This is a genomic window from Mesorhizobium sp. CA10 (assembly GCF_020165285.1).
Taxonomy (GTDB): Bacteria; Pseudomonadota; Alphaproteobacteria; order Rhizobiales; family Rhizobiaceae; genus Mesorhizobium.
The window spans coordinates 40,177-61,528 of record NZ_JAIUHV010000013.1 but is presented as its reverse complement, the minus strand read 5'-3'; the positions used below and the strand labels follow the sequence as shown (position 1 = coordinate 61,528).

Sequence of the window (21,352 nt, the reverse complement as noted above, 5' to 3'; positions counted from 1 at the left end):
ACCTGACTTTCATTGCCGCGGGACTGCTGGCGGCGACGGCGAGGTTGGGAAGGCGAAGGCAGTAGGCAGTAGGCAGTAGGCAGTAGGCTGTAGGCAGTAGGCAGTAGGCAGTAGGCAGTAGGCAGTAGGCAGTAGGTGTCCTGTTTCCCTACTGCCCACTGCCTAAGCCCTACTCCCTTGCTGCTGTTAAGCAGCGAGATCCCGCAGCACGTACTGCAAGATGCCGCCATTCTTGAAGTAGTCGAGCTCGTCCAGCGTATCGATGCGGCAGACGATCGGCACGTTCTTCACCGTGCCGTCGCCGAAGGTCACCTTGGCGACCATCTTCTGGCGCGGTTTGATCGTGTCCAGGCCGTCGATCTCGACCAGCTCGTCGCCCTTCAAATTGAGCGAGGCCCATGAGGTGCCGTCCTCGAAGACAAAGGGGATAACGCCCATGCCGACCAGATTGGAGCGGTGGATGCGCTCGAAGGACTGGGCGATGACGGCGCGGACACCAAGGAGATTCGTTCCCTTGGCCGCCCAGTCGCGCGAGGAGCCGTTGCCGTATTCGACGCCGGCGAAGATCACCAGCGGCACGCCTTCCTGCTTGTATTTCATGGCGGCGTCGTAGATCGACATCTCCTCCTTCGAAGGATAGTGGATCGTGTAGCCGCCTTCGCGGCCGTTCTCGCCCAGCATGTGGTTGCGGATGCGGATGTTGGCGAAGGTGCCGCGCATCATCACCTCATGATTGCCGCGCCGCGTGCCGTACTGGTTGAAGTCGGCGACGCCGACGCCATGCTCGGTGAGATACTTGCCGGCCGGCGAAGCGGCCTTGATCGAACCGGCCGGCGAGATGTGGTCGGTGGTGATCTTGTCACCGAAGAGACCGAGCACCCGCGCGCCCTTGATGTCGCCGATCTTGCCGAAGGCGCGGCCCATGCCGGCGAAATAGGGCGGGTTCTGCACATAGGTCGAGTGGTCGTCCCAGGCGTAAGTCTGGCCTTCCGGTACCTTGACCTTCTGCCAATAGGCGTCGCCCTTGAAGACGTCGGCATATTTGCGGGCGAACAGCTCGCGGGTGACGTTCTTCTCGATGAACTCCTGGATCTCGGACGATGTCGGCCAGATGTCCTTGAGATAGACCGGCCTGCCGTCGCTGCCCTCGCCGAGCGGCTCGGTCGTCAGATCCCTGGTCACCGTGCCGGCCAGCGCATGCGCCACGACCAGCGGCGGCGAGGCGAGGTAGTTCGCCTGCACGTCCGGCGAGACGCGGCCTTCGAAGTTGCGGTTGCCGGACAAGACCGCGGCGGCGATCAGGCCCTTGTCGTTGATGGTCTTCGAGATCGGCGCCGGCAGCGGGCCGGAATTGCCGATGCAGGTGGTGCAGCCGAAGCCGACCAGATTGAAGCCGATCTGGTCGAGCTCCTTCTGCAGGCCGGACTTTTCGAGATATTCCGCCACCACCTGGCTGCCCGGGGCGAGCGAGGTTTTCACCCACGGCTTCTGCTTCAGGCCGCGCCGGTTGGCGTTGCGGGCCAAGAGGCCGGCGCCGATCAGCACGCTCGGGTTAGAGGTGTTGGTGCAGGATGTGATGGCGGCGATGACTACGTCGCCATGGCCGAGATCGTGATCGGTGCCCTCGACGGCGTAGCGCTTCGAAATCTCGGCGGCCTTCTTGTATTCGGTCTCCATCGCTTTGGCGAAGCCGGCAGGGATGTCCTGCAGGGCGACGCGGCCCTCGGGACGCTTCGGGCCGGCCATCGACGGCACCACATCGCCGAGGTCGAGCTCGAGCAGATCGGTGAACACCGGGTCGGCCGAGCCGGCGTCGCGCCACATGCCTTGCGCTTTCGAATAGGCCTCGACCAGCGCGATGCGGTTTTCCTCGCGGCCGGACATGGTCAGGTAGCGAATGGTTTCGGAGTCCACCGGGAAGAAGCCGCAGGTGGCGCCATATTCCGGCGCCATGTTGCCGATGGTGGCCCGGTCTGCCAGCGTCATGTTGGAGAGGCCGGGGCCGAAGAACTCGACGAACTTGCCGACGACACCCTTCTTGCGCAGCATCTGGGTGACGGTGAGCACCAGGTCGGTGGCGGTGACGCCTTCCTTGAGCCTGCCGGTGAGGCGGAAGCCGATGACCTCGGGCAAAAGCATGGACACCGGCTGGCCGAGCATCGCGGCCTCGGCCTCGATGCCGCCGACGCCCCAGCCCAAAACGCCGAGGCCGTTGATCATGGTGGTGTGCGAATCGGTGCCGACGCAGGTGTCGGGATAGGCGACGGTTTCGCCGTTCTCCGAATTGGTCCACACCACTTGTCCGAGATATTCAAGGTTGACCTGGTGACAGATGCCGGTGCCGGGCGGCACGACGCGGAAGTTGCGGAAGGCCTGCTGGCCCCATTTGAGGAACTTGTAGCGCTCTTCGTTGCGCTCATATTCGAGCTCGACATTGCGGGCGAAGGCCATCGGCGTGCCGAACTCGTCGACGATGACGGAGTGGTCGATGACGAGATCGACCGGCACCAGCGGATTGATCTTTTCCGGGTCGCCGCCGAGCGCCTTGATCCCGTCGCGCATGGCGGCGAGGTCGACGACCGCCGGAACGCCGGTGAAATCCTGCATCAGCACGCGGGCCGGGCGATAGGCGATCTCGACGCCGGCGGTGCCCTTGTCGGTCAGCCAGGCGGCGACCGCCTGGATCGATTCCCTCGTGACCGAGCGGCCATCCTCGTTGCGCAGCAGGTTCTCCAGCAGCACCTTCATCGAATAGGGCAGCCGGGCGATGCCGGTGAGGCCGTTCTTCTCGGCCTCAACGAGGTCGAAATAAACGTAGTCCGCGCCACCTGCGGTCAGGGTGCGGCGGCAATTGAAACTGTCGAGGGATTTCGTCACGGCGATCCGTCCTTGTCTGTTCAGCCTGAAAGGGAACGGACGCCGTTGGCATGCAATCACGCGCAAAGGTGCGGGTACGGCCATTTCCGCTGTCCGCTCCCAAGCAACCCGAGCCGTTCAAGGCGGCGCGTGCGCTGGTTCGGCGCTAATTCTGATCCCGCGCCGACCGCTGGCACGGATGAACCGCATATAGAGAATTTCCCGGAATAGTTCTAGACAGTCGAAAGACGAATTTGCGTGAGGCGGCGAGCGCCGCGAAACGGTGCTTTCGGGACGGGCAAGAATGCGGCTGATCGCCGAAAATCTGGGCGGCGAGCGCGGCGGCGAGACGGTTTTCTCCAACATCAGCTTCGCGCTGGAAAAGGGCGAGGCGCTCATCGTCACCGGGCCGAACGGCGCGGGCAAATCGACGCTGCTGAGAATCGTCGCCGGGCTGCTGCCGGCGGCCGAAGGCAAGGTGCTTGTCGAGGGCGGCGGCGAGGCTTTCCCGACGGTCGCCTTGGCTTCGCATTATCTCGGCCATCTCAACGCAATGAAGACGGCGCTCAGCATCGAGGAGAATCTCGGCTTCTGGCGCGCCTTCCAGGGCGAGCCGGGGCTGGACGTCGAAAAGGCGCTGGAGACGGTGGCGCTCGGCGATCTCGGACATCTGCCCTTTGGCTATCTGTCGACGGGCCAGAGGCGACGGGTGTCGATCGCCAAGCTTTTGGTGAGCCGTCGGCCGGTCTGGCTGCTCGATGAGCCCACGGCGGGGTTGGACAAGGCCTCGGAGGAAAGGTTCGCGGGGCTGATGCGGGGGCATCTGGCGGATGGAGGGATCGTGGTGGCGGCAACGCATCTGCCATTGGAGTTGGAAGGGGCGAAGGTGTTGAGGATGGGCGATTGATGTCGGCGCGAGGCACCCCCCTCTGCCCTCCCGGGCATCTCCCCCTCAAGGGGGGAGATCAGCAGCTCAGGCGCCCCATTTGCCTTGCTACGCTGGAGATTGGCGAAAGCCGAGGCGACATCCAATCTCCCCCCTTGAGGGGGAGATGGCCGGCAGGCCAGAGAGGGGGGCCTGGGCGCGGGCATCTCAAATCATGCTAGCCCTCTTCCTCCGCGACATGCGCCTTTCCATCCGCGTCGGCGGCGGGGCGCTGATCGGCGTGATTTTTTTCCTCGCCGTGATCGTCACCATCCCGTTCGGCGTCGGTCCCGATCTCAACCTCCTGTCGCGCATCGGCCCGGCCATACTGTGGATCGCTGCGCTGCTTGCCTGCCTGCTCGGGCTCGACCGGCTGTTCCAGGCCGATCGCGAGGACGGCTCGCTGGATCTCCTGGTGCTGAACAACGACCGCCACATGCTGGCGCTGACGGTGCTGACGAAATGCCTGGCGCACTGGACGGGCAGCGTGCTGCCGCTGGTGGTCGCGGCACCTCTGCTCGGCCTGTTCATGAATATGGCGCCGCTGGGCATCGGCGCCACGGCGCTCACGCTTCTCGTCGGTACGCCGGCCATCACCTTCATCGGCGCGGCGGGCGCCGCGGTGGCGGTGGCGCTGCCGCGCGGCGGATTGCTTATTTCGGTGCTGGTGCTGCCTTTGACCATTCCGGTGCTGATCTTCGGCGTTTCGGCAAGCTATGGCGCGGTGGCCGATCCGGCGCCGTTCCTGCAGCCTTTCCTCATTCTTGCCGCGCTGACGCTGTTTCTTGCGGTGCTCGGTCCACTGGCGGCAGCGCTGGCGTTGCGGCACGGGACGGATTGAGGCGACGAAGACGTTGCCTCACTGCGGCACCGCGGCAAATTGCGGACCGGCCGACGCGGGGTTATGGAAAGACATGATCGGAACGGTTGACATGGCTACGAGCAGGGAGCGGTCGCTATGAGCGCGCACGCCCTGTTCGTCACTGCCGCCTATGCCATCACCGCCGTTGTGCTGGCCGGACTGATCGGCTGGATCCTGCTCGACCAGCGGGCGCGCAGGCGTGAGCTTGCGGCACTTGAAGCGGCCGGGGTGCGGCGTCGTTCCGACAAGGCCGTCAAGCCATGAGCCTCGAAACCGAAGCGCCGCGCCGCCGCCTGTTCGTGCTTCTGCCGCTCTTGGTGTTCCTGGGGTTGGCGGGGCTGTTCCTGTCGCAACTGCTCTCGGGCCGCGACACCTCGGAAATCCCCTCGGCGCTGATCGGCCTGCCGGCGCCACAGACCGACTTGCCGCCGCTCGAAGGGACGAGCCTGCCGGGGCTCGCGTCAAAAGACTTTACCGGCAAGGTGACGCTGGTCAACGTGTTCGCGTCCTGGTGCGCGCCGTGCCGCGAGGAGCATCCGGTGCTGCTCGGCCTGTCGCTGGACAAGCGCTTCACGCTCGCCGCGCTGAACTACAAGGACCAGCCGGAAAACGCCCGCCGCTTCCTTGGCGAGCTCGGCAATCCGTATCAGGCGATCGGCGCCGATCCGGCCGGGCGCGCGGCGATCGACTGGGGCGTCTACGGCGTGCCGGAAACCTTCGTTATCGGCAAGGACGGCAAGATCGCCTACAAGCATGTCGGGCCACTGACGCCCGACTCCGTGAGAGCGTTGCTGTTGCCGCAGATCGAGAAAGCGCTGTCGGCACGTTGATATTCAGGTGAGGCCGGCCTGCAAGTGCCGGCTTCCTGCGCTTCCGGTGCTCACGTACTGAAAGTACGCTCCGCTCCGGTTCTCGGCAGCCACCACTTTCGACTCGGCCTGACCTGAATCTCAACGCGCCGCAAAGTCGTGCCGGGGTCGAAAAGGATCAGCCGTAGATCTGCTTGTGGATCTGGTAGAGCATCTCGGAACGGTCGGTGCGCAGATCGGCGAGATCGCGGCTGGACAGGTTCTCGATTTCGGCGACAAGGCGGTTGTAGTGGCGGCGCTTGGCCATGGTGGCGCGGGCGCGGGAGACAAGATTGTCGAACATGACAGGGTTCCTTCTTCGTTATTCCTCCCTGACGATTGCCAGCATGACATAGGAATGATGCATTGCAAAAGAAAGATGTTGCAATGCACCATTGCAGCCAGCGCATAGCCGGTTAACCGCAAGCTAACGGGCCATGCGTCCGGCGTGGCATACGAGACCGTCCGCTTCACGCAGTTCTCATCCGTTTTGTCATACAAATTGCAGACTGCCGCCTTGCCAGATCGCCTTCGGGCTGGCTTGATCGCCCGTCACGTGAATGCCGGGAGGAAAAGCATGGCGGCCGCAGACTATTATGAAATTCTCGATCCGCGCTTTGCGCGCCTGTTCAACGGCAGCGCGCAGGTGGAGAAGCTGTTCACCGGATGCCGCTGGGCAGAAGGACCGGCCTGGTTCGCCGCCGGCCGCTATGTCGTCTGGTCGGATATTCCAAACAACCGCATGCTGCGCTATGACGAGACCGACGGGAGCGTCAGCGTGTTCCGCCAGCCGTCCGGCAATTCCAACGGCAACACGGTCGACCGGCAGGGCCGGCTGGTAACCTGCGAGCATTCCGGCCGCCGCGTCAGCCGGACGGAATTCGACGGCTCGGTCACCACCATAGCCGACAAATGGAAGGGCAAGCGGCTGAACTCGCCCAACGACGTGGTGGTGCGCTCCGACGGCTCGATCTGGTTCACCGATCCGAGCTACGGCATCGACACCGACTATGAGGGCGACAAGGCCGAAAGCGAGATCGGCGCCTGCAATGTCTATCGCGTCGATCCCGAGACCGGCGATGTCGAGGCGGCCATCACCGACATGGTGCGGCCGAACGGGCTCGCCTTCTCGCTCGACGAAAGCCTGCTCTATGTCGTCGACACCGGCCGCACGCATGGCGAGAAGAATCCGGCGCATATGCGCGTCTTCAATGTCGGCAAGCACGGCAAGAAGGTTTCCGGCGGCAAGGTGTTCGCCGACTGCACCGCCGGCCTGTTCGACGGCTTCCGGCTCGATGCGGACGGCCGCATCTGGACAAGTGCTGCCGACGGCATCCATTGCTACGACCCGGACGGCACGCTGATCGGCAAGGTGAAGGTGCCGGAAGTGACCGCCAACTGCGTGTTCGGCGGCAACAAACTCAACTGCCTCTACATCGCCGGCACCACCTCGCTCTACATGGTGCGGCTCATGGTGAACGGGGCTAAGACGTACTGACAGCGAGGCATATCAGCGGGAGAGAAAAATGCCGTTCGTCAACATCCGCATCGTCAAGGAAGTGATTGCCGCCGATCCGGTCGGCAAGAAGGCTGACATCGCCAGGAAGGTGACTGCGGCCATCATGGACGCCACCGGGCTCGGCAATGACGACGTCTGGGTGGTGTTCGAGGAGGTCAACGCCCGCGACTGGTATGTCGGCAAGACCGATGTCGAGACGCGGAGGAAGGGGTAGGGGCTCTCCCTTCTCCCCTTGTGGGAGAAGGTGGCCTCGCGAAGCGAGGTTCGGATGAGGGGTGTTCCAGCTTGGCGACGCCGTTTGTCCAGCGATGAGGTTGCCGTCGTCTCACTCCGCTGGAACACCCCTCATCCGTCTCGGCGCTGCGCGCCGATCCACCTTCTCCCACAAGGGGAGAAGGGGAAGACGCGCCACTCACCGCCCGCGTATAAATTCCACAAAATCCCGCACCGCACCGCGCATCGCCTGCCGGTTCGTGTCCTCGCTGAGGATTGTCTCCACCTCGGCCGGCTTCTTGCCCAGCAGCGCGATCTCCAGCGCCGTCTCCTCATACATCGCGAAGGACATCGTCCGCATGATCTCGGCAAGTGCTGCCCGCGCATAGAGCGAGCGGGGCGAGGCGTGGACCAGCACCGCCGGCTTGCCCACCGCTGCGTCGCGCGAGACCAGCCAGTCCAGCGCATTCTTCATGCCGCCCGGCACGCCATGCGCATATTCCGGGCAGGAGACGATGAAACCGTCGGCGCGGGTGATCATCTCGATCAACTTTGCCGCTTCGGGCGGCGTGCGCTCGCCCTCGTCGTCGGGGTTGAAGATCGGCAAGCGGCCGAGGCCATCATAGACCTGGACACGGCAGGCCGCGGGCGCGTTGGCAGCCAATGCGGCAACCAGGGCCGAGTTGGTCGAGGCGGCGCGCAGGCTGCCCGATATGGCGATGATCTCGATCAAGGGAGAGCCGGACGAAGGGTTGAGTCGTCCGGCAAGCCTACCACATGGTCTGGCGGTAATCGTGGTCCAGCTCGCGGTCGATCTCGCCGGCGCTTTCGCTGAGCGCCAGCTGGTCGCGGATGATCTGGCCGAGGGTCGGCAGGGCCGCGCGGTCGTACCAGGTCTCCGGCTTCCACAAATCGGAGCGCATGAAGGCCTTGGCGCAATGCATATAGGCGGCCTTGACCGTCACCAGGATCACGCTCTGCGGCTCCTTGCCGTCGACGGCCAGCCGTTCGCGCAAGGTCGGGTCGACAGTGATGCGGGCGTCGCCATTGACGCGTAGCGTCTCGTTCATGCCGGGAATGAGGAAGAGCAGTCCGACCGATGGGTTGCGGATGATGTTTTCCAGCGTGTCCAGGCGGTTGTTGCCTGGACGGTCGGGAATGGCGATGGTGGCGTTGTCGAGGATGGCGGTGAAGCCGGGCTTGTCGCCTTTCGGCGTCACGTCGGCATTGCCGGCGCCGTCGGAGGAGCCGATCAGCACGAAGGGGCTCTTGCCGATGAAGGATCGGCAATGGCCGTCGAGAGCCTTGAGCTCCTTGCGGATAGAGCCGTCGGTCGGCCGGGGCGTCTTGTAGATCGTCCTCAGCTCGTCATGCGTGGTGAGGAATTCCATGCTGCCCCTCATTCTGGCGCAATTCCGGACGGAAACCGCTGCACTCTTTTCCTGGAATTGCTTTAATTCCCGGCCTTCTCTTCCTTGGCTTTTTCCTCCAGCGAGTGGCGCATGATCAGCGGCATCTGGCTGAAGGTGAACAGCAAAGTGATCGGGATCGTGCCCCAGACCTTGAAATAAAGCCAGGTCGCCTCGGAAAAGTTGCGCCACACGACCTCATTGAGCACGGCGAGGAACAGGAAGAACAGCCCCCAGCGGAAGGTCAGCTTGCGCCAGCCTTCGGCATCGAGCTGGAAGGCGGAATCGAAGACGTAGCCGAGCAGCGAGCGGCCGAACAGCAGCCCGCCGAGCAGCGTGACGCCGAACAGCGAATTGATGATCGTCGGCTTCATGAAAGCGAAGGTCTTGTCCTGCAGGTAAAGCGCCAGCGCGCCGAAAACGAACACGACGATCGCCGAGACCAGCGGCATCAGCGGCAGGCTGCGCGTCAGCAGCCAGGAGACGCCGAGCGAAAGCGCCGTCGCGACCATGAAGAAGGCGGTGGCGATCAGGATCGGCTCGCCGAGATGGGCGAGCACCGGGAATTTCTCGGCCAGCCACTCGCCGCGAATGGTGGTGAAGAAGAACACCAGGCCAGGGCCAAGCTCGAGCAGGAACTTCAAGCCGGGGTTGATCGGCTTGCGGCGTGGATCGGACGGGTCGCGTTCGAGGATGTTCATAAAAGTCCTTCTTGCGCACGATCTGGCCGAAAAGCAGGCGGCCTTGCAAGATCGCGCCTTGTTCAAGCCACGCCGGCGATGGCTCTCGCGAATTCGCTGGCGGAAAACGGTTCAAGGTCGTCGACCTGCTCGCCGACGCCGATGAAATAGACCGGCAGCCGGTGCTTGGCGGCGATCGCCACCAGAATACCGCCGCGCGCCGTGCCGTCCAGCTTGGTCATCACCAGGCCGTTGACGCCGGCGACGTTGCGGAAGATCTCAACCTGGTTCAGTGCGTTCTGGCCGGTGGTGGCATCGACCGTCTGCAGCACCGTGTGCGGCGCTTCGGGATCGAGCTTGCCCAGCACGCGCACGATCTTCTCCAGCTCGGCCATCAGCTCGGTCTTGTTCTGCAGGCGCCCGGCCGTGTCGATGATCAGCACGTCGGAGCCGGCCTCCTTGGCCTTCTCGAAGGCGTCATAGGCAAGGCCCGCTGCATCGGCGCCGAGCTTGGTGGCGATGACGGGCGATTTCGTGCGTTCGCCCCAGATCTTGAGCTGCTCGATCGCGGCGGCGCGGAACGTGTCGCCGGCGGCCAGCATCACCTTCAGGCCGCCATCGGTGAGCTTGGCGGCGAGCTTGCCGATGGTGGTGGTCTTGCCGGTGCCGTTGACGCCGACGACCAGGACGACATGCGGCTTGTGGCTGAGGTCGAGCTCGAGCGGTTTTGCCACCGGCGTCAGCACCTTCTCCACCTCCGCCGCCATCACGGCGCGGACTTCGGAATCGGAGACGTCACGACCATAGCGGCTGGAGGCAAGCGAATCGGTGACGCGAAGCGCGGTCTCCACGCCGAGATCGGCGCGGATCAGCACGTCCTCCAGGTCCTGCAGCGTGTCCTCGTCCAGCTTTCGCTTGGTGAAGACGCCGGCGATGTTGCCGGTAAGCTCGCGCGATGAGCGGGCAAGCCCTTCGCGCATGCGCTGGAACCAGGAGCGCCGCGGCGCCGGCTCCGGCGCCTTCACCGGTTCGGCCTTCTGCTCGACCTTTTTTGAGACGGTTACCTTGCCGGCAGAGGGCGCGGGTGTCGGCGGCGACGGCAAAGCCTCCGGCTCCGGTGCGATCTCGGCATGGATCGGCTGCAGCTCGACGGGCGCGGGCTGTCGAATAGGAGGCGCGATTTCCGCTACGGCTTCGGCGGATGGTTCCACAGAGGGCGGCGCCGCTGGTGGCACCTCGATGGGCACTGGCGTTTCGACCGGGACTTCGGCAGGCGGCGTCGGCACTTCGACCGGTGGCTGCTCAGGCAGCGGTTCCGGACGCGAAGGCTCGATGTCAGGTTGCGTCGGCGCAGGTGCGGGCACTTCCTGCGGAGCAGGTTCGGGCGTCGGCGCAGGTTGAGGCTCGGGTTTTGCCGGCGGCACTTCCTCGGGGGCCGGCGGCTCCGGCTTCTCGGGCGCCGGCTGCGGCTCTTCTTCCGGCTCAGGCTGCGGCAGCGGTTCCGGCTCGGCGGGAATGGTGGGCTCTGGCACCGGCGGGATGGATGGAGCAGGCTCGGGCTTCGGCTCTTCGGGAACCGGTTGAGGCCCAGTCTCCGGCTTCAGCGCGTCCAGCGCGTCCCACTTGATCGGCGGCAGCGCTTCGTCGACGCGCTCCTCGACGACCTCTTTGCTGCCGAACGAAAATATCTTCTTGAAGAAACCAGCCATACGTCTCGCAGTTCTTAGGCGGCTTGCGCGGCAAGCGGGGCCGCAATCAGCCGGGTGCCGTCATGGCCGGCGACCATGGCATCGACGATCTCGCCGGGCGCGCCGGCGTCGATCGCGGCCAGCGTAAAACCTTCGGTGCGGCCGAGCCCGTCGCGCTCGACCAGGATCGATTGCCGTGTGCCGGAGAGCGACGACAAATGATGGCGATAGGCGGCCTCGCCGGCGGCGCGCAGCCTGGCGGCGCGCGCCTTCACCACTTCACGGCGGACCTGCGGCATGCGCGCGGCCGGCGTGCCTTCGCGTGGCGAGAACGGAAAGACGTGGAGATGCGTCAGGCCGCATTCCTCGACGATTTTCTCCGAATTCTCGAACATCGCCTCGGTCTCGGTCGGAAAGCCGGCGATGATGTCGGCGCCGAAGACGATGCCGGGACGCAGCTTGCGCACGTCCTCGCAGAAGCGGATCGACTGGTCGCGGAAATGCCGGCGCTTCATGCGCTTCAGGATCATGTCGTCGCCCGATTGCAGCGACAGATGCAGATGCGGCATCAGTCTCTGTTCAGTGGCGATGGCGTCAAGCAGGTCGTCGTCGGCCTCGATGGAATCGATGGAGGACAATCTTAGCCGCTTCACGTCGGGCACCTGGCGCAGGATCGTCTTCACCAGCTTTCCCAGCTTCGGGCTGCCCGGCAGGTCGGCGCCGAAGCTGGTCATGTCGACGCCGGTCAGCACGATCTCGGCATAGCCGTTGCCGGCGAGGCGCTTGACCTGCTCGACCACCGCGCCCATAGGCACGGAGCGCGAGTTGCCGCGGCCGTAAGGGATGATGCAGAAGGTGCAGCGATGGTCGCAGCCATTCTGCACCTGCACGAAGGCGCGCGCGCGGCCCTCGATGGCGTCGACCATGTGGCTTGCCGTCTCGCGCACCGAAAAAATGTCGTTGACGCGCGCCTTCTCGGTGTCGTTGACGCCGAAATCGGGCAGCGCGCGGTAGGAGTTGGCCTTGAGCTTCTCCTCATTGCCGAGCACCAGGTCGACCTCGTCCATTGCGGCGAAATTCTGCGGCTCGGTCTGGGCCGCGCAGCCGGTGACGATGATGCGGGCTGAAGGGTTCTCGCGGCGGGCCTTGCGGATCGCCTGCTTGGCCTGGCGCACCGCTTCCGCCGTGACGGCGCAGGTGTTGAAGATGAAGGCGCCGCCATTGAGCTCGCCCAGGCCGGCGCTTTCGGCCTCGCGGCGCATCACTTCGGATTCATAGGTGTTCAGCCGGCAGCCGAAGGTGACGACGTCGATACCTGTCGTGGTGGAGGCTTGGGATACCACGCCTTTTTGAAGGGCGGACATCAGGCGGCGCTTTCGGTGTCGCGGGCCCAGGCGCCGGTCGAGGGATCGAAGCTGCCGGAAAATTCCCATTCAGCGGCACCTGTCAGGATGACGTGATCGTCGTCGCGCCATTCGACATTGAGCTCGCCGCCGCCGGGCGCGACCAGCGAGACGCTGCGGCCGGTGCGCCTGGTGCGGGCCGCCGCGACCGCGGCGGCGCAAGCCGCCGAGCCGCAGGCCTTGGTGAGGCCGGCGCCGCGCTCCCAGGTACGGATGATCATGGTTTCGGGCGAAGTCACCTGGGCAATGGTGATGTTGGCGCGCTCGGGGAAGATCGGATGGTTTTCGAGCAGCGGGCCGAAGCGGTCCAGCTCATAAGACCAGACGTCGTTGTCGACCCAGAAGATCGCGTGCGGGTTGCCCATCGACACCGCCGAGGGCGAATGCAGCACCGGGGCATCGATCGGGCCGATCTGCAGCTCGATCATGCGGGTGTCGCGGAATTCTTCCGCCAGCGGGATCTCCTGCCAGCCGAAACGCGGCTTGCCCATGTCGACCGAAATAAGACCGTCCGCATGCTCCTGCGCGTTCAAGACGCCGGCGCGGGTCTCGAAGGTGAAGCTCTTGTTGCCCGTCTCGGCGGCCAAAGCCTGCACGACGCAGCGCATGCCGTTGCCGCAGGCCTGCGCGCTGGTGCCGTCGGAGTTCAGGATGTCGATATAATAGGCTGTGCCCGGCGTCTTCGCGTCGTGGATCGCCATGATCTGGTCGAACTTCGTCGCCGCGTCGCCATTGAGGACGATCGCGGCCGCCGCTGTCACCTTGTCGGCGCGGCCGCGCATATCGGCAACGATGATCTCGTTGCCGATGCCGTTCATCTTGGCGAAGGGGGCGCTGCCTGCCATCTAACCGGTCGTTCCAATCCGTTGGCCAATCCGTTTGGGCGCTATATGGCGGAAACGGGCGGGAATTACCAGTCCGGCGTGGCTCTGGCGACGACGAAGAAGAGGCCGCGCAGCGACCGGTCGCGCCGCGACGACCAAGTGGTCGCGCCAGCGACGACCAGGTGGTCGCGCCAGCGACGACCAAGTGGTCGCGCTTATGTTACCGCGAAGACGCCGAGCACGATCAGCAGGAAGATGATCAGCACGATGCCGATGAGGATGCGCGCGCCGGTAGCGGCCGCGCCTGCCAAAGCCGGCATGCCGAGCAGGCTCGCGGCGGCGGCAATGATGAGAAGGATGATGATCCACCTGATCATGGGGAAGCTCCAGCGGTTTGCGTCGTCCGATCAACGCGTTTGGCCGGTTTGGGTTCCTTTGTAGATGGTCCGGCACGTCCCACAGCTCTCCCGGTCGCATGGCACGGAAACGCTCTGGCGGCAGGTCTTCGGCGACCAAAGCCTCGGCCAGTTTCCGGGCCGGCTCATCGACCGGCTCGTCGGTGAGGTGGAAGGTGCCCCAGTGGCAGCCGGCGGCGAAGGCGGCGTTGCACAGCTTCATGCCCTGAACGGCCTCCTGCGGATTCTGGTGCTGCGGCGCCATGAACCAGTGCGGCTCATAGGCTCCGATCGGCAGGATGGCGAGGCGGAAGCCGCCATGCTTTTGCGCCATCAGCCGGTAGTTGATGCCGTCATGGAAGCCGGTGTCGCCGGCGAAATAGATATTGCCGGCCATCGTCTCGATGACGAAGCCCGCCCACAGCGCCATGCGGCGGTCGCGCCCGCCGCGCGCCGACCAGTGATGCGCCGGTTCGACATGGATGGCAGCCGTGCCGGCATCGAGCCTGTCGCCCCAATCATGCACGCTGAGCCGCATGCCGGGCGCCGCGCGGCCGATGATGGCGTCATTGCCGAGCGGCGCGATCACCAGCGGATCGTGTCTCTCCCTCAGCCGCTTCAGTGTGGCGAGGTCGAGATGGTCGTAGTGATTGTGGCTGATCAGGACCAGGTCGATCGGCGGCAGGTCGGCAAAGGCAATCCCCGGCGCATTGACCCTCTTCGGCCCGGCGAAGGCGAAAGGCGAGGCGCGCTCCGACCAGACCGGGTCGGTCAGGATATTCAACCCCGCCGTCTGGATGAGAAGCGAAGCATGGCCGACCATAGTGAGTCTCAGCGCGCTGCCTTCCACCCGTCTATCCGGCTTCGCCGGGGGAAACGGGCTCGGAACCGAAGCCGGCCATTTCGCCCGCCTGCCGCCGAATTGCCATTTGAGAAGATCGGTGAAGCTCCCGGGCGGCTTGCCGCCGGGATTGAAGAACAGGGCGCCGTCGAAATGATCGCTGGGCGGCCCGCTGTAGTAGCGGTTGGCGGTTCCTTTCCTCGCGGCCATTCTGTCTCCCGCCCGCTTGTGTCGTCTCCTGAGATAAGGACGCGCCGGCCTGGCGCAAGCATTTTGCTGGCGAATGCCAACGGGCGAAGCCCCGTTCAATTAGGATCGGGCAGAGAGGGGGAACCGTCATGGCGATGAAACGGACCAAGACGCCGTGGATGAAGGCCGAGGATTTCGGCCGCTCGCTGCCGCCTGGGGTCGGCATCAACCTGTTGGTTACCGACCTGACGGCGATGGAGGCTTTCTGCCGCGACGTGCTTGGCGCCCGGATCATCTATGGCGACGAGGATTTCGCGGCGATCGAGCTGTTGGGCTCGATCTTCATGCTGCACGCCGATCATTCCTATCTGGACAATCCGATGATCGGCGTCACCGCAGGCGCCGAGACTCGCGGGGCCGGTATCGAACTGCGCCTTTACGGCGCCGATCCGGACTCGGTCGAGAAAAAGGCGGCCGCGCTCGGCCACATCGTGCTGGCCGGCTCGATCGACAAGCCGCATGGCTTGCGCGAATGCTACATCGTCGGCCCGGATGGTTATGTGTTCGTGCCGAGCACCAGGATTTAATATTGATATTTCAATAGATTACAAGGTTTTCAGCGGCGGCTTCCCGACTGTGGCCCTCCGCTGCGATAAATTTGCAACAGCCATTTCGAAAACCCTATTTTAACCATATCGGGTTGAAATTCTGCCACCTTCGCCGTCTTGGTGAAGCGGAGATTACGCGGATGGCTCCCCCCGGCCAGATCCGACGGAGGTGGTAAATGCATTTTTCAAGGACTGGCCTTGTGGCCGTATCGCTGGCCGTGCTCGTTGCGAGCGGCTGCTCGACTTCGCGCTTCTCGTCGATGGACGACCAGCAGCCGACACCGTTGACCCCGGCACCCTCCGGCACGGTGACGCAGAATCAGCTGCCGCCGCCGGCTTCCCCCGGCGCCGCCGATCCGTCGCAATTTCCGACCGCTCCGAAGAACACTCAGGTCGCGTCGCTGCCGCCGGACGGCACGGCGCCCGCCGGCGCCACCGATCTCACCGCGGCCAGCGTCGCCGGCGTCTGGAACGTCAATGTCTCCGGGCAGAGCTGCAAGGTGGCGACGCCGCAGACCAAGTTCGGCGCCGGCTACCGCGCCGGTCCGCTGCACTGCCCGGCGCCGATCGACGGCATCAAATCGTGGAATGTCGCCGGCAAGCAGCTGACGCTTTACGACGAAAACGGCGGCACGCTGGCCAGGCTCTATTCGTCCGGCGGCGAAAAGTTCGACGGCCAGACTTCCAACGGGCAGCCGATCTCGCTTACAAGATAACGCGAAACCGCCCCTGTTTACGCAATTCCGGATGGGAACCGTTTCCCCCGGATTGCTCTGGAATGACTTACCCATGCGTCTGCGCGACGGTATCCAGACCCACGCGACCGTCAGGCAGCGCTACGAGCATCTCGTCCAAAGCGGGGCGGCCGAGCGCGACCCGGCGCAGGAGCGGATCGTCGCTGCGCTCGATCGGTTGATAGACGAGATCTCGGCCAAAAGGCTGGCGCATAAATCGAGCGCGCTGGGCTGGTTGTTCGCGGCCAAGCGTCAGCCGCGCGAGCCGGTCAAAGGCCTCTACATCCATGGCGGCGTTGGTCGCGGCAAGACCATGCTGATGGACATGTTCTTCGAGCTGTTGCCGGTCCGGCGCAAGCGCCGCGTGCATTTCAACGACTTCATGGCCGATGTGCAGGATCGTATCCAGAAGCACCGGCAGGCGCGCAAGAATGGCGACGTCAAGGAAGACGACCCGATCCCGCCGGTGGCGCGGGCGCTCGCCGATGAAGCCTGGGTGCTGTGCTTCGACGAATTCTCGGTCACCGACATCGCCGACGCGATGATCCTGTCGCGCCTGTTCTCGGCGCTGTTCGCCAACGGCGTGGTGCTGGTCGCCACCTCCAATGTGGCGCCGGAGAATCTTTATCGCGACGGGCTGAACCGCCAGCTCTTCCTGCCGTTCATCTCGCTGCTCGAGCGCAATGCACATGTGATGACGCTGAATGCCGAGAAGGATTACCGGCAGGAAAAGCTCAACCGCCAGCCGGTCTATGTCACGCCGGACGACGCCGCGGCCGAGCGCGCGCTCGACGAGGCCTGGAAGGCGATGACGCATGGCCAGCCGATCGGCGAGGTGACGCTGACGCTGAAAGGCCGCCACCTCGTCGTGCCGCGCGCCGCCGGCGACGCGGCGCGCTTTTCCTTTGCCGACCTCTGCGAAAAGCCGCTCGGCGCGCGCGACTATCTGGCGATCGCCGGCCGCTTCTCGACCGTTTTCATCGACCATGTGCCGGTGCTGGGCGAAGGCAAGCGCAACGAGGCCAAGCGCTTCATCCTTTTGATCGACACGCTCTACGACCACCGCATGCGGCTGGTGATGAGCGCGGCGGCGCCGCCCGAACGGCTTTATACGGCCAAGCGCGGCACGGAAGTGTTCGAATTCGAGCGTACAGCCTCGCGCCTGGTCGAGATGCAGAGCCGCGACTGGCTGGACGGCTGGGCGGAACGGCGAAAAAAGGAGGTGGCGGCTGCAGAGGTGAGGCAGGCGCAAGCCTGAATTTCGTTCAGCGGTGCCCTGCTTAAGTCACAACCGCGTCATCGCCCGGATGAAGCCTTCTGATTTCGACGTTCATTGTGTAAATTCTCCTCAGTCGGCTCATAAACTTTGACGTTTACGTAATTCCCAGTGCATCTAACCGATTGAAAACGTTAGGCTCAAAATAATCGTTTGAATTTCTTGCGCGCCGGAGTTATTCGGTGCGGCCAAATCTCGCGGTTTCCCGCATCCTTTCGGCCCCTCCGGCCCGTCACGACTTCGTCACAGACAAAGGAAAACATCCTCACATGGCACGCAACAAGATAGCGCTCATCGGCTCGGGCATGATCGGCGGCACGCTCGCCCATATGATCGGCCTCAAGGATCTCGGCGACGTGGTGCTGTTCGATATCGCCGAGGGCATTCCGCAGGGCAAGGGTCTCGACATCGCGCAGTCTTCGCCGATCGACGGCTTCGATTCCCGGCTGACCGGCGTCAACGACTATGCCGGCATCGAGGGCGCGGATGTCTGCATCGTCACCGCCGGCGTGCCGCGCAAGCCCGGCATGAGCCGCGACGACCTTCTTGGCATCAACCTGAAGGTGATGGAACAGGTTGGCGCCGGCCTCAAGAAATATGCGCCGAAGGCCTTCGTCATCTGCATCACCAACCCGCTCGACGCCATGGTGTGGGCGCTGCAGAAGTTCTCCGGCCTGCCGACCAGCCATGTCGTCGGCATGGCCGGTGTGCTCGACAGCGCGCGTTTCCGCTATTTCCTGGCCGAAGAGTTCAAGGTCTCGGTCGAGGACGTCACCGCCTTTGTGCTCGGCGGCCACGGCGATTCCATGGTGCCGATGATCCGCTATTCGACCGTCTCGGGCATCCCGCTGCCCGACCTCGTCAAGATGGGCTGGACCTCGAAGGAGAAGCTCGACCAGATCGTGCAGCGCACCCGCGATGGCGGCGCCGAAATCGTCGGCCTGTTGAAGACCGGCTCGGCCTATTACGCGCCGGCGGCTTCCGCGATCGCGATGGCCGAATCCTATCTCAAGGACAAGAAGCGCGTGCTGCCCTGCGCCGCGCATCTCTCGGGCCAGTATGGCGTGAAGAATACCTATGTCGGCGTCCCGGTGGTGATCGGCGCCGGCGGCGTCGAGCGCGTCATCGAGATCGATCTCTCCAAGGCTGAGCAGAAGATGTTCGACAATTCGGTGGCGGCCGTGCAGGGCCTCACCGAGGCCTGCACCAAGATCGCCCCGCATCTCGCCGGCAAGTAATCTCGCGGCTAGCAACCCTCTCCGGAGACCAAGCGCATGAACATCCATGAGTATCAGGCCAAGGCGCTGCTGAAGACGTTTGGCGCGCCGGTCGCAAGCGGCGTTCCGGTGTTCAAAGCCAGCGAGGCGGAAGCCGCGGCAGAAGCGCTGCCCGGCCCGCTCTATGTCGTGAAGAGCCAGATCCACGCCGGCGGCCGCGGCAAGGGCAAGTTCAAGGAGCTCGGCCCCGATGCCAAGGGCGGCGTGCGCCTGGCGAAGTCGGCGGCGGAAGTCGTCGCCAATGCCAACGAGATGCTCGGCCACACGCTGGTCACCAAGCAGACGGGACCTGCCGGCAAGCAGGTCAACCGCCTCTATATCGAGGACGGCGCCGACATCGAGCGCGAGCTCTATCTGTCGATCCTGGTCGACCGCTCGGTCGGCCGCATCGCCTTCGTCGTCTCGACCGAGGGCGGCATGGACATCGAGACGGTCGCGCACGATACGCCGGAAAAGATCGTCACCGTTGCCATCGATCCGGAAAAGGGCGTGAGCGCCGACGACGTGAAGAAGCTCAACGCCGCGCTGAAGCTCGACGGCGATGCGGCGAAGGATGGCGGCACGCTGTTCCCGATCCTCTACAAGGCCTTCGTCGAGAAGGACATGAGCCTGCTCGAGGTCAATCCGCTGATCGTCATGAAGGACGGCCATCTGCGCGTCTTGGACGCCAAAGTGTCGTTCGACAACAACGCGCTGTTCCGCCACCCGGACGTGATGGAATTGCGCGACACCTCCGAGGAGGACGAGAAGGAGATCGAGGCGTCGAAATACGACCTCGCCTATGTCGCGCTCGACGGCAATATCGGCTGCATGGTCAACGGCGCCGGCCTTGCCATGGCGACGATGGACATCATCAAGCTCTACGGTGCTGAGCCGGCTAACTTCCTCGACGTCGGCGGCGGCGCCTCCAAGGAAAAGGTCACGGCGGCGTTCAAGATCATCACCAAGGATCCGGCGGTCGAAGGCATCCTGATCAACATCTTCGGCGGCATCATGAAATGCGATGTCATCGCCGAAGGTGTGATCGCCGCGGTCAAGGAGGTGGGCCTGAAGGTGCCGCTGGTGGTGCGGCTGGAAGGCACCAATGCCGAGCTCGGCAAGAAGATCATCAACGACAGCGGCCTCAACGTCGTGTCGGCCGACGATCTCGACGATGCGGCCAAGAAGATCGTCAAGGCGGTGAAGGGCTAAAGCGGATGCCTCCGCGCAAGATAAACCTAGTCGAGGCGGCGGACGCGAAGATCGCCAAGGTCTTCGATCCGTATATCGCCGGCGATGTCAACGATGCTCAGGCCAAGGTCGCCAAGTTCGGCGAGACCTTCGACTGGCATGCGCATGACCATGAGGACGAAGCTTTCCTCGTGCTGCGCGGCAGGATCGCCATCGATTTTCGCGACGGGCCGGTCGAACTCGGCGAGGGCGATTTCATCGTCGTGCCGCGCGGCGTCGAGCACCGCCCGCGCTCGCTGACGCCGGAGCCGGTGGTGCTGATGTTCGAGCCGGCGACGACCTTGAACACCGGCAACGCCCGGAGTGACCTCACCGTCACCGACCTGAAGCGGCTCTGAGCCATGAACGCGTCACCCTTCTCCTCCCTCTCGGACGGTCACCAACGCCTGCAGGCGCTGGTCGGCGCGTGGCGCGGCGAGGAAGAGGTCGCGGCCACGCAATGGACCGATGCCGGCACGGCAACGTCGGAACTGCAGGCCGAGGCTGAGTTCGGCGGCCTGTTCGTGGTGCAGCGTTATCGCCAGCGCCGCGACGGCACCGTCTCGTTCGGCGCGCATAATGTGTTCGGCTTCGACCAGCAGAGCGGCCTCGTCACCATGCATCAGTTCGACTCGATGGGGTTCGTGCCGATGTCGCCGGCTACCGGCACGTGGAACCGCAGCGAGCTGATGCTGGAACGTTCGTCGCCGCGCGGCGCCGCGCGCATGGCGTACAGCTTTGACGGCACTGACGCCTACCGCATGAAACTTCAGTTCAAGCCCGCCGGCAGCGATGCGTGGCAAGACATGGTGAGCGGCCTCTACCGGCGCGTTTCGCCTTCCGAGATGAAGGAAGGCTGAGCGATGGAGATCAGGACGGTTGAAGGGTCACACATAATCACACATATTATACCTGTGTATTTATGTGGAGACGGACAATGAAGAATGTCACCTTGGCCATTGACGAGGCCCTCCTTGAAAAGGCGCGCGGCCTCGCTGGGCGTCGCCAGACGACGCTCAATGCCCTTATTCGCACGCTGCTCGCGCATGAGGTCGAGCAGGAAGACCGGATCGCCTGGGCGCGGGAAGGCATGCGCAGGTTGATGAAAGAATCGCCGCTCGATCTAGGCCCTGCATACAAATGGAACCGGGACGAGATCTATGCCGAACGAGAGGATAGAATGCTTTCTCGACTCGAACGTCCTCCTGTACGCGGCTTCGGAGAGGACGAGTGATCCTCGCCGCCACGATATCGCGCAAGGCCTGGTCCTCGGGACCGTGTTCGGCGTCTCTGGCCAGACCTTGGCAGAGTTCGCCAACGTGGCAAGGCGGAAGTCGGTCTCGGCCGATGCTGTGGTCGACCAATGGCTGGTCTTTCTCGGCACGCTTCCTTTTGTCCCGGTCGATCAGGCCTATGTCATCGCGGGGCTTCGTCTCGCGCGTCGCTATCAGCTCAAATATTACGACGCGGCGTTGCTTGCAGCCGCGGAACGGCTCGGCGCGCCGATTTTCTACACCGAAGATCTCAACCACAACCAGGTCTATGGCTCGGTCCGGGCCGTCAATCCTTTCTTGTAATCGCTGAATTCAGAGGCGT

At 64.2% G+C, this 21,352-nt stretch carries 24 protein-coding genes and 1 pseudogene; 15 read left to right on the top strand and 10 right to left on the bottom strand.

The features are described 5' to 3' along the window. Positions 1-186 precede the first annotated feature (186 nt). On the bottom strand, positions 187-2,877 hold the full coding sequence (acnA, locus tag LB535_RS23990) for an aconitate hydratase AcnA (RefSeq protein ID WP_224633966.1): 2,691 nt from the start codon (positions 2,875-2,877) through the stop codon (positions 187-189). Positions 2,878-3,160: 283 nt separating this feature from the next. On the opposite strand from acnA, the gene ccmA reads away from it, so the two are divergent. The 4 genes from ccmA (at position 3,161) to LB535_RS23970 (ending at position 5,473) form a co-directional block, all read left to right on the top strand. Then, on the top strand, positions 3,161-3,763 hold the full coding sequence (gene ccmA / locus LB535_RS23985; RefSeq protein ID WP_224633965.1) for a heme ABC exporter ATP-binding protein CcmA: 603 nt from the start codon (positions 3,161-3,163) through the stop codon (positions 3,761-3,763). A gap of 193 nt (positions 3,764-3,956) precedes the next feature. Beyond that, the gene (gene ccmB / locus LB535_RS23980; RefSeq protein WP_224532110.1) at positions 3,957-4,622 is read left to right on the top strand and encodes a heme exporter protein CcmB; all 666 of its coding nucleotides are present in this window, start codon (positions 3,957-3,959) and stop codon (positions 4,620-4,622) included. Between the two features lie 117 nt (positions 4,623-4,739). Next, positions 4,740-4,907, top strand: coding sequence for a heme exporter protein CcmD (gene ccmD / locus LB535_RS23975; RefSeq protein WP_140700683.1), 168 nt, complete (start codon positions 4,740-4,742; stop codon positions 4,905-4,907). Continuing rightward, positions 4,904-5,473 carry a DsbE family thiol:disulfide interchange protein gene (locus LB535_RS23970; RefSeq protein WP_224633964.1) on the top strand — a complete coding sequence of 190 codons (570 nt, stop codon included), beginning with the start codon at positions 4,904-4,906 and terminating at the stop codon, positions 5,471-5,473. The genes ccmD and LB535_RS23970 overlap by 4 nt, the downstream gene beginning before the upstream one ends. 157 nt (positions 5,474-5,630) lie before the next feature. Here LB535_RS23970 and LB535_RS23965 read toward each other — a convergent pair whose 3' ends face one another. Next, positions 5,631-5,795: a hypothetical protein gene (locus LB535_RS23965; RefSeq protein WP_224633963.1), complete on the bottom strand. Its 165-nt coding sequence runs from the start codon at positions 5,793-5,795 to the stop codon at positions 5,631-5,633. Positions 5,796-6,068: 273 nt separating this feature from the next. On the opposite strand from LB535_RS23965, the gene LB535_RS23960 reads away from it, so the two are divergent. Then, positions 6,069-6,989, top strand: coding sequence for an SMP-30/gluconolactonase/LRE family protein (locus LB535_RS23960; RefSeq protein ID WP_224633962.1), 921 nt, complete (start codon positions 6,069-6,071; stop codon positions 6,987-6,989). Positions 6,990-7,017: 28 nt separating this feature from the next. Further along, positions 7,018-7,224, top strand: coding sequence for a tautomerase family protein (locus tag LB535_RS23955; RefSeq protein ID WP_224633961.1), 207 nt, complete (start codon positions 7,018-7,020; stop codon positions 7,222-7,224). A gap of 198 nt (positions 7,225-7,422) precedes the next feature. Here LB535_RS23955 and LB535_RS23950 read toward each other — a convergent pair whose 3' ends face one another. From LB535_RS23950 to LB535_RS23915, 8 genes and pseudogenes are all read right to left on the bottom strand, one after another. Further along, positions 7,423-7,956 carry an NADPH-dependent FMN reductase gene (locus LB535_RS23950; protein ID WP_224633960.1) on the bottom strand — a complete coding sequence of 178 codons (534 nt, stop codon included), beginning with the start codon at positions 7,954-7,956 and terminating at the stop codon, positions 7,423-7,425. A 37-nt stretch (positions 7,957-7,993) separates the two neighbouring features. Then, positions 7,994-8,614 (bottom strand): pyridoxamine 5'-phosphate oxidase family protein, encoded by a 621-nt coding sequence (locus LB535_RS23945; RefSeq protein WP_224633959.1) that lies wholly within the window; start codon positions 8,612-8,614, stop codon positions 7,994-7,996. Between the two features lie 62 nt (positions 8,615-8,676). Next, positions 8,677-9,333: a septation protein A gene (locus LB535_RS23940; protein ID WP_224633958.1), complete on the bottom strand. Its 657-nt coding sequence runs from the start codon at positions 9,331-9,333 to the stop codon at positions 8,677-8,679. Between the two features lie 62 nt (positions 9,334-9,395). Continuing rightward, positions 9,396-11,021, bottom strand: coding sequence for a signal recognition particle-docking protein FtsY (ftsY, locus tag LB535_RS23935; protein WP_224633957.1), 1,626 nt, complete (start codon positions 11,019-11,021; stop codon positions 9,396-9,398). A gap of 14 nt (positions 11,022-11,035) precedes the next feature. After that, a complete protein-coding gene (mtaB, locus tag LB535_RS23930) occupies positions 11,036-12,364 on the bottom strand; it encodes a tRNA (N(6)-L-threonylcarbamoyladenosine(37)-C(2))-methylthiotransferase MtaB (protein ID WP_224633956.1) in 1,329 nt (442 codons plus the stop codon). Further along, positions 12,364-13,248 carry a diaminopimelate epimerase gene (gene dapF / locus LB535_RS23925; protein ID WP_224633955.1) on the bottom strand — a complete coding sequence of 295 codons (885 nt, stop codon included), beginning with the start codon at positions 13,246-13,248 and terminating at the stop codon, positions 12,364-12,366. Before dapF ends, mtaB begins: the two co-directional genes overlap by 1 nt. Positions 13,249-13,442: 194 nt before the next feature. Further along, positions 13,443-13,604, bottom strand: a complete 162-nt coding sequence (locus LB535_RS23920) for a DUF1328 family protein (RefSeq protein WP_031195454.1) — start codon at positions 13,602-13,604, stop codon at positions 13,443-13,445. Between the two features lie 70 nt (positions 13,605-13,674). After that, positions 13,675-14,673: pseudogene (locus LB535_RS23915) on the bottom strand (MBL fold metallo-hydrolase); the annotation flags it as partial. Between the two features lie 128 nt (positions 14,674-14,801). On the opposite strand from LB535_RS23915, the gene LB535_RS23910 reads away from it, so the two are divergent. The 9 genes from LB535_RS23910 (at position 14,802) to LB535_RS23870 (ending at position 21,333) form a co-directional block, all read left to right on the top strand. Continuing rightward, entirely contained in the window at positions 14,802-15,239 is a 438-nt protein-coding gene (locus LB535_RS23910; RefSeq protein WP_224633954.1) for a VOC family protein, read from the top strand. Between the two features lie 197 nt (positions 15,240-15,436). After that, positions 15,437-15,976: a protease inhibitor Inh/omp19 family protein gene (locus tag LB535_RS23905; RefSeq protein ID WP_224633953.1), complete on the top strand. Its 540-nt coding sequence runs from the start codon at positions 15,437-15,439 to the stop codon at positions 15,974-15,976. A 73-nt stretch (positions 15,977-16,049) separates the two neighbouring features. Further along, on the top strand, positions 16,050-17,252 hold the full coding sequence (zapE, locus tag LB535_RS23900; RefSeq protein WP_224633952.1) for a cell division protein ZapE: 1,203 nt from the start codon (positions 16,050-16,052) through the stop codon (positions 17,250-17,252). A 287-nt stretch (positions 17,253-17,539) separates the two neighbouring features. Next, positions 17,540-18,508, top strand: a complete 969-nt coding sequence (gene mdh, locus LB535_RS23895) for a malate dehydrogenase (RefSeq protein ID WP_224633951.1) — start codon at positions 17,540-17,542, stop codon at positions 18,506-18,508. A 36-nt stretch (positions 18,509-18,544) separates the two neighbouring features. Beyond that, complete coding sequence (sucC, locus tag LB535_RS23890; RefSeq protein ID WP_224633950.1) at positions 18,545-19,738, top strand: ADP-forming succinate--CoA ligase subunit beta; 1,194 nt, start codon at positions 18,545-18,547, stop codon at positions 19,736-19,738. 5 nt (positions 19,739-19,743) lie between these two features. Then, positions 19,744-20,115, top strand: a complete 372-nt coding sequence (locus LB535_RS23885) for a cupin domain-containing protein (RefSeq protein ID WP_224633949.1) — start codon at positions 19,744-19,746, stop codon at positions 20,113-20,115. A gap of 3 nt (positions 20,116-20,118) precedes the next feature. Next, a complete protein-coding gene (locus tag LB535_RS23880) occupies positions 20,119-20,616 on the top strand; it encodes a DUF1579 family protein (protein WP_224633948.1) in 498 nt (165 codons plus the stop codon). Positions 20,617-20,693: 77 nt separating this feature from the next. Next, positions 20,694-20,990 (top strand): hypothetical protein, encoded by a 297-nt coding sequence (locus tag LB535_RS23875; RefSeq protein ID WP_140846351.1) that lies wholly within the window; start codon positions 20,694-20,696, stop codon positions 20,988-20,990. Continuing rightward, complete coding sequence (locus LB535_RS23870) at positions 20,917-21,333, top strand: PIN domain-containing protein (RefSeq protein WP_095769536.1); 417 nt, start codon at positions 20,917-20,919, stop codon at positions 21,331-21,333. Before LB535_RS23875 ends, LB535_RS23870 begins: the two co-directional genes overlap by 74 nt. Positions 21,334-21,352: the final 19 nt, after the last annotated feature.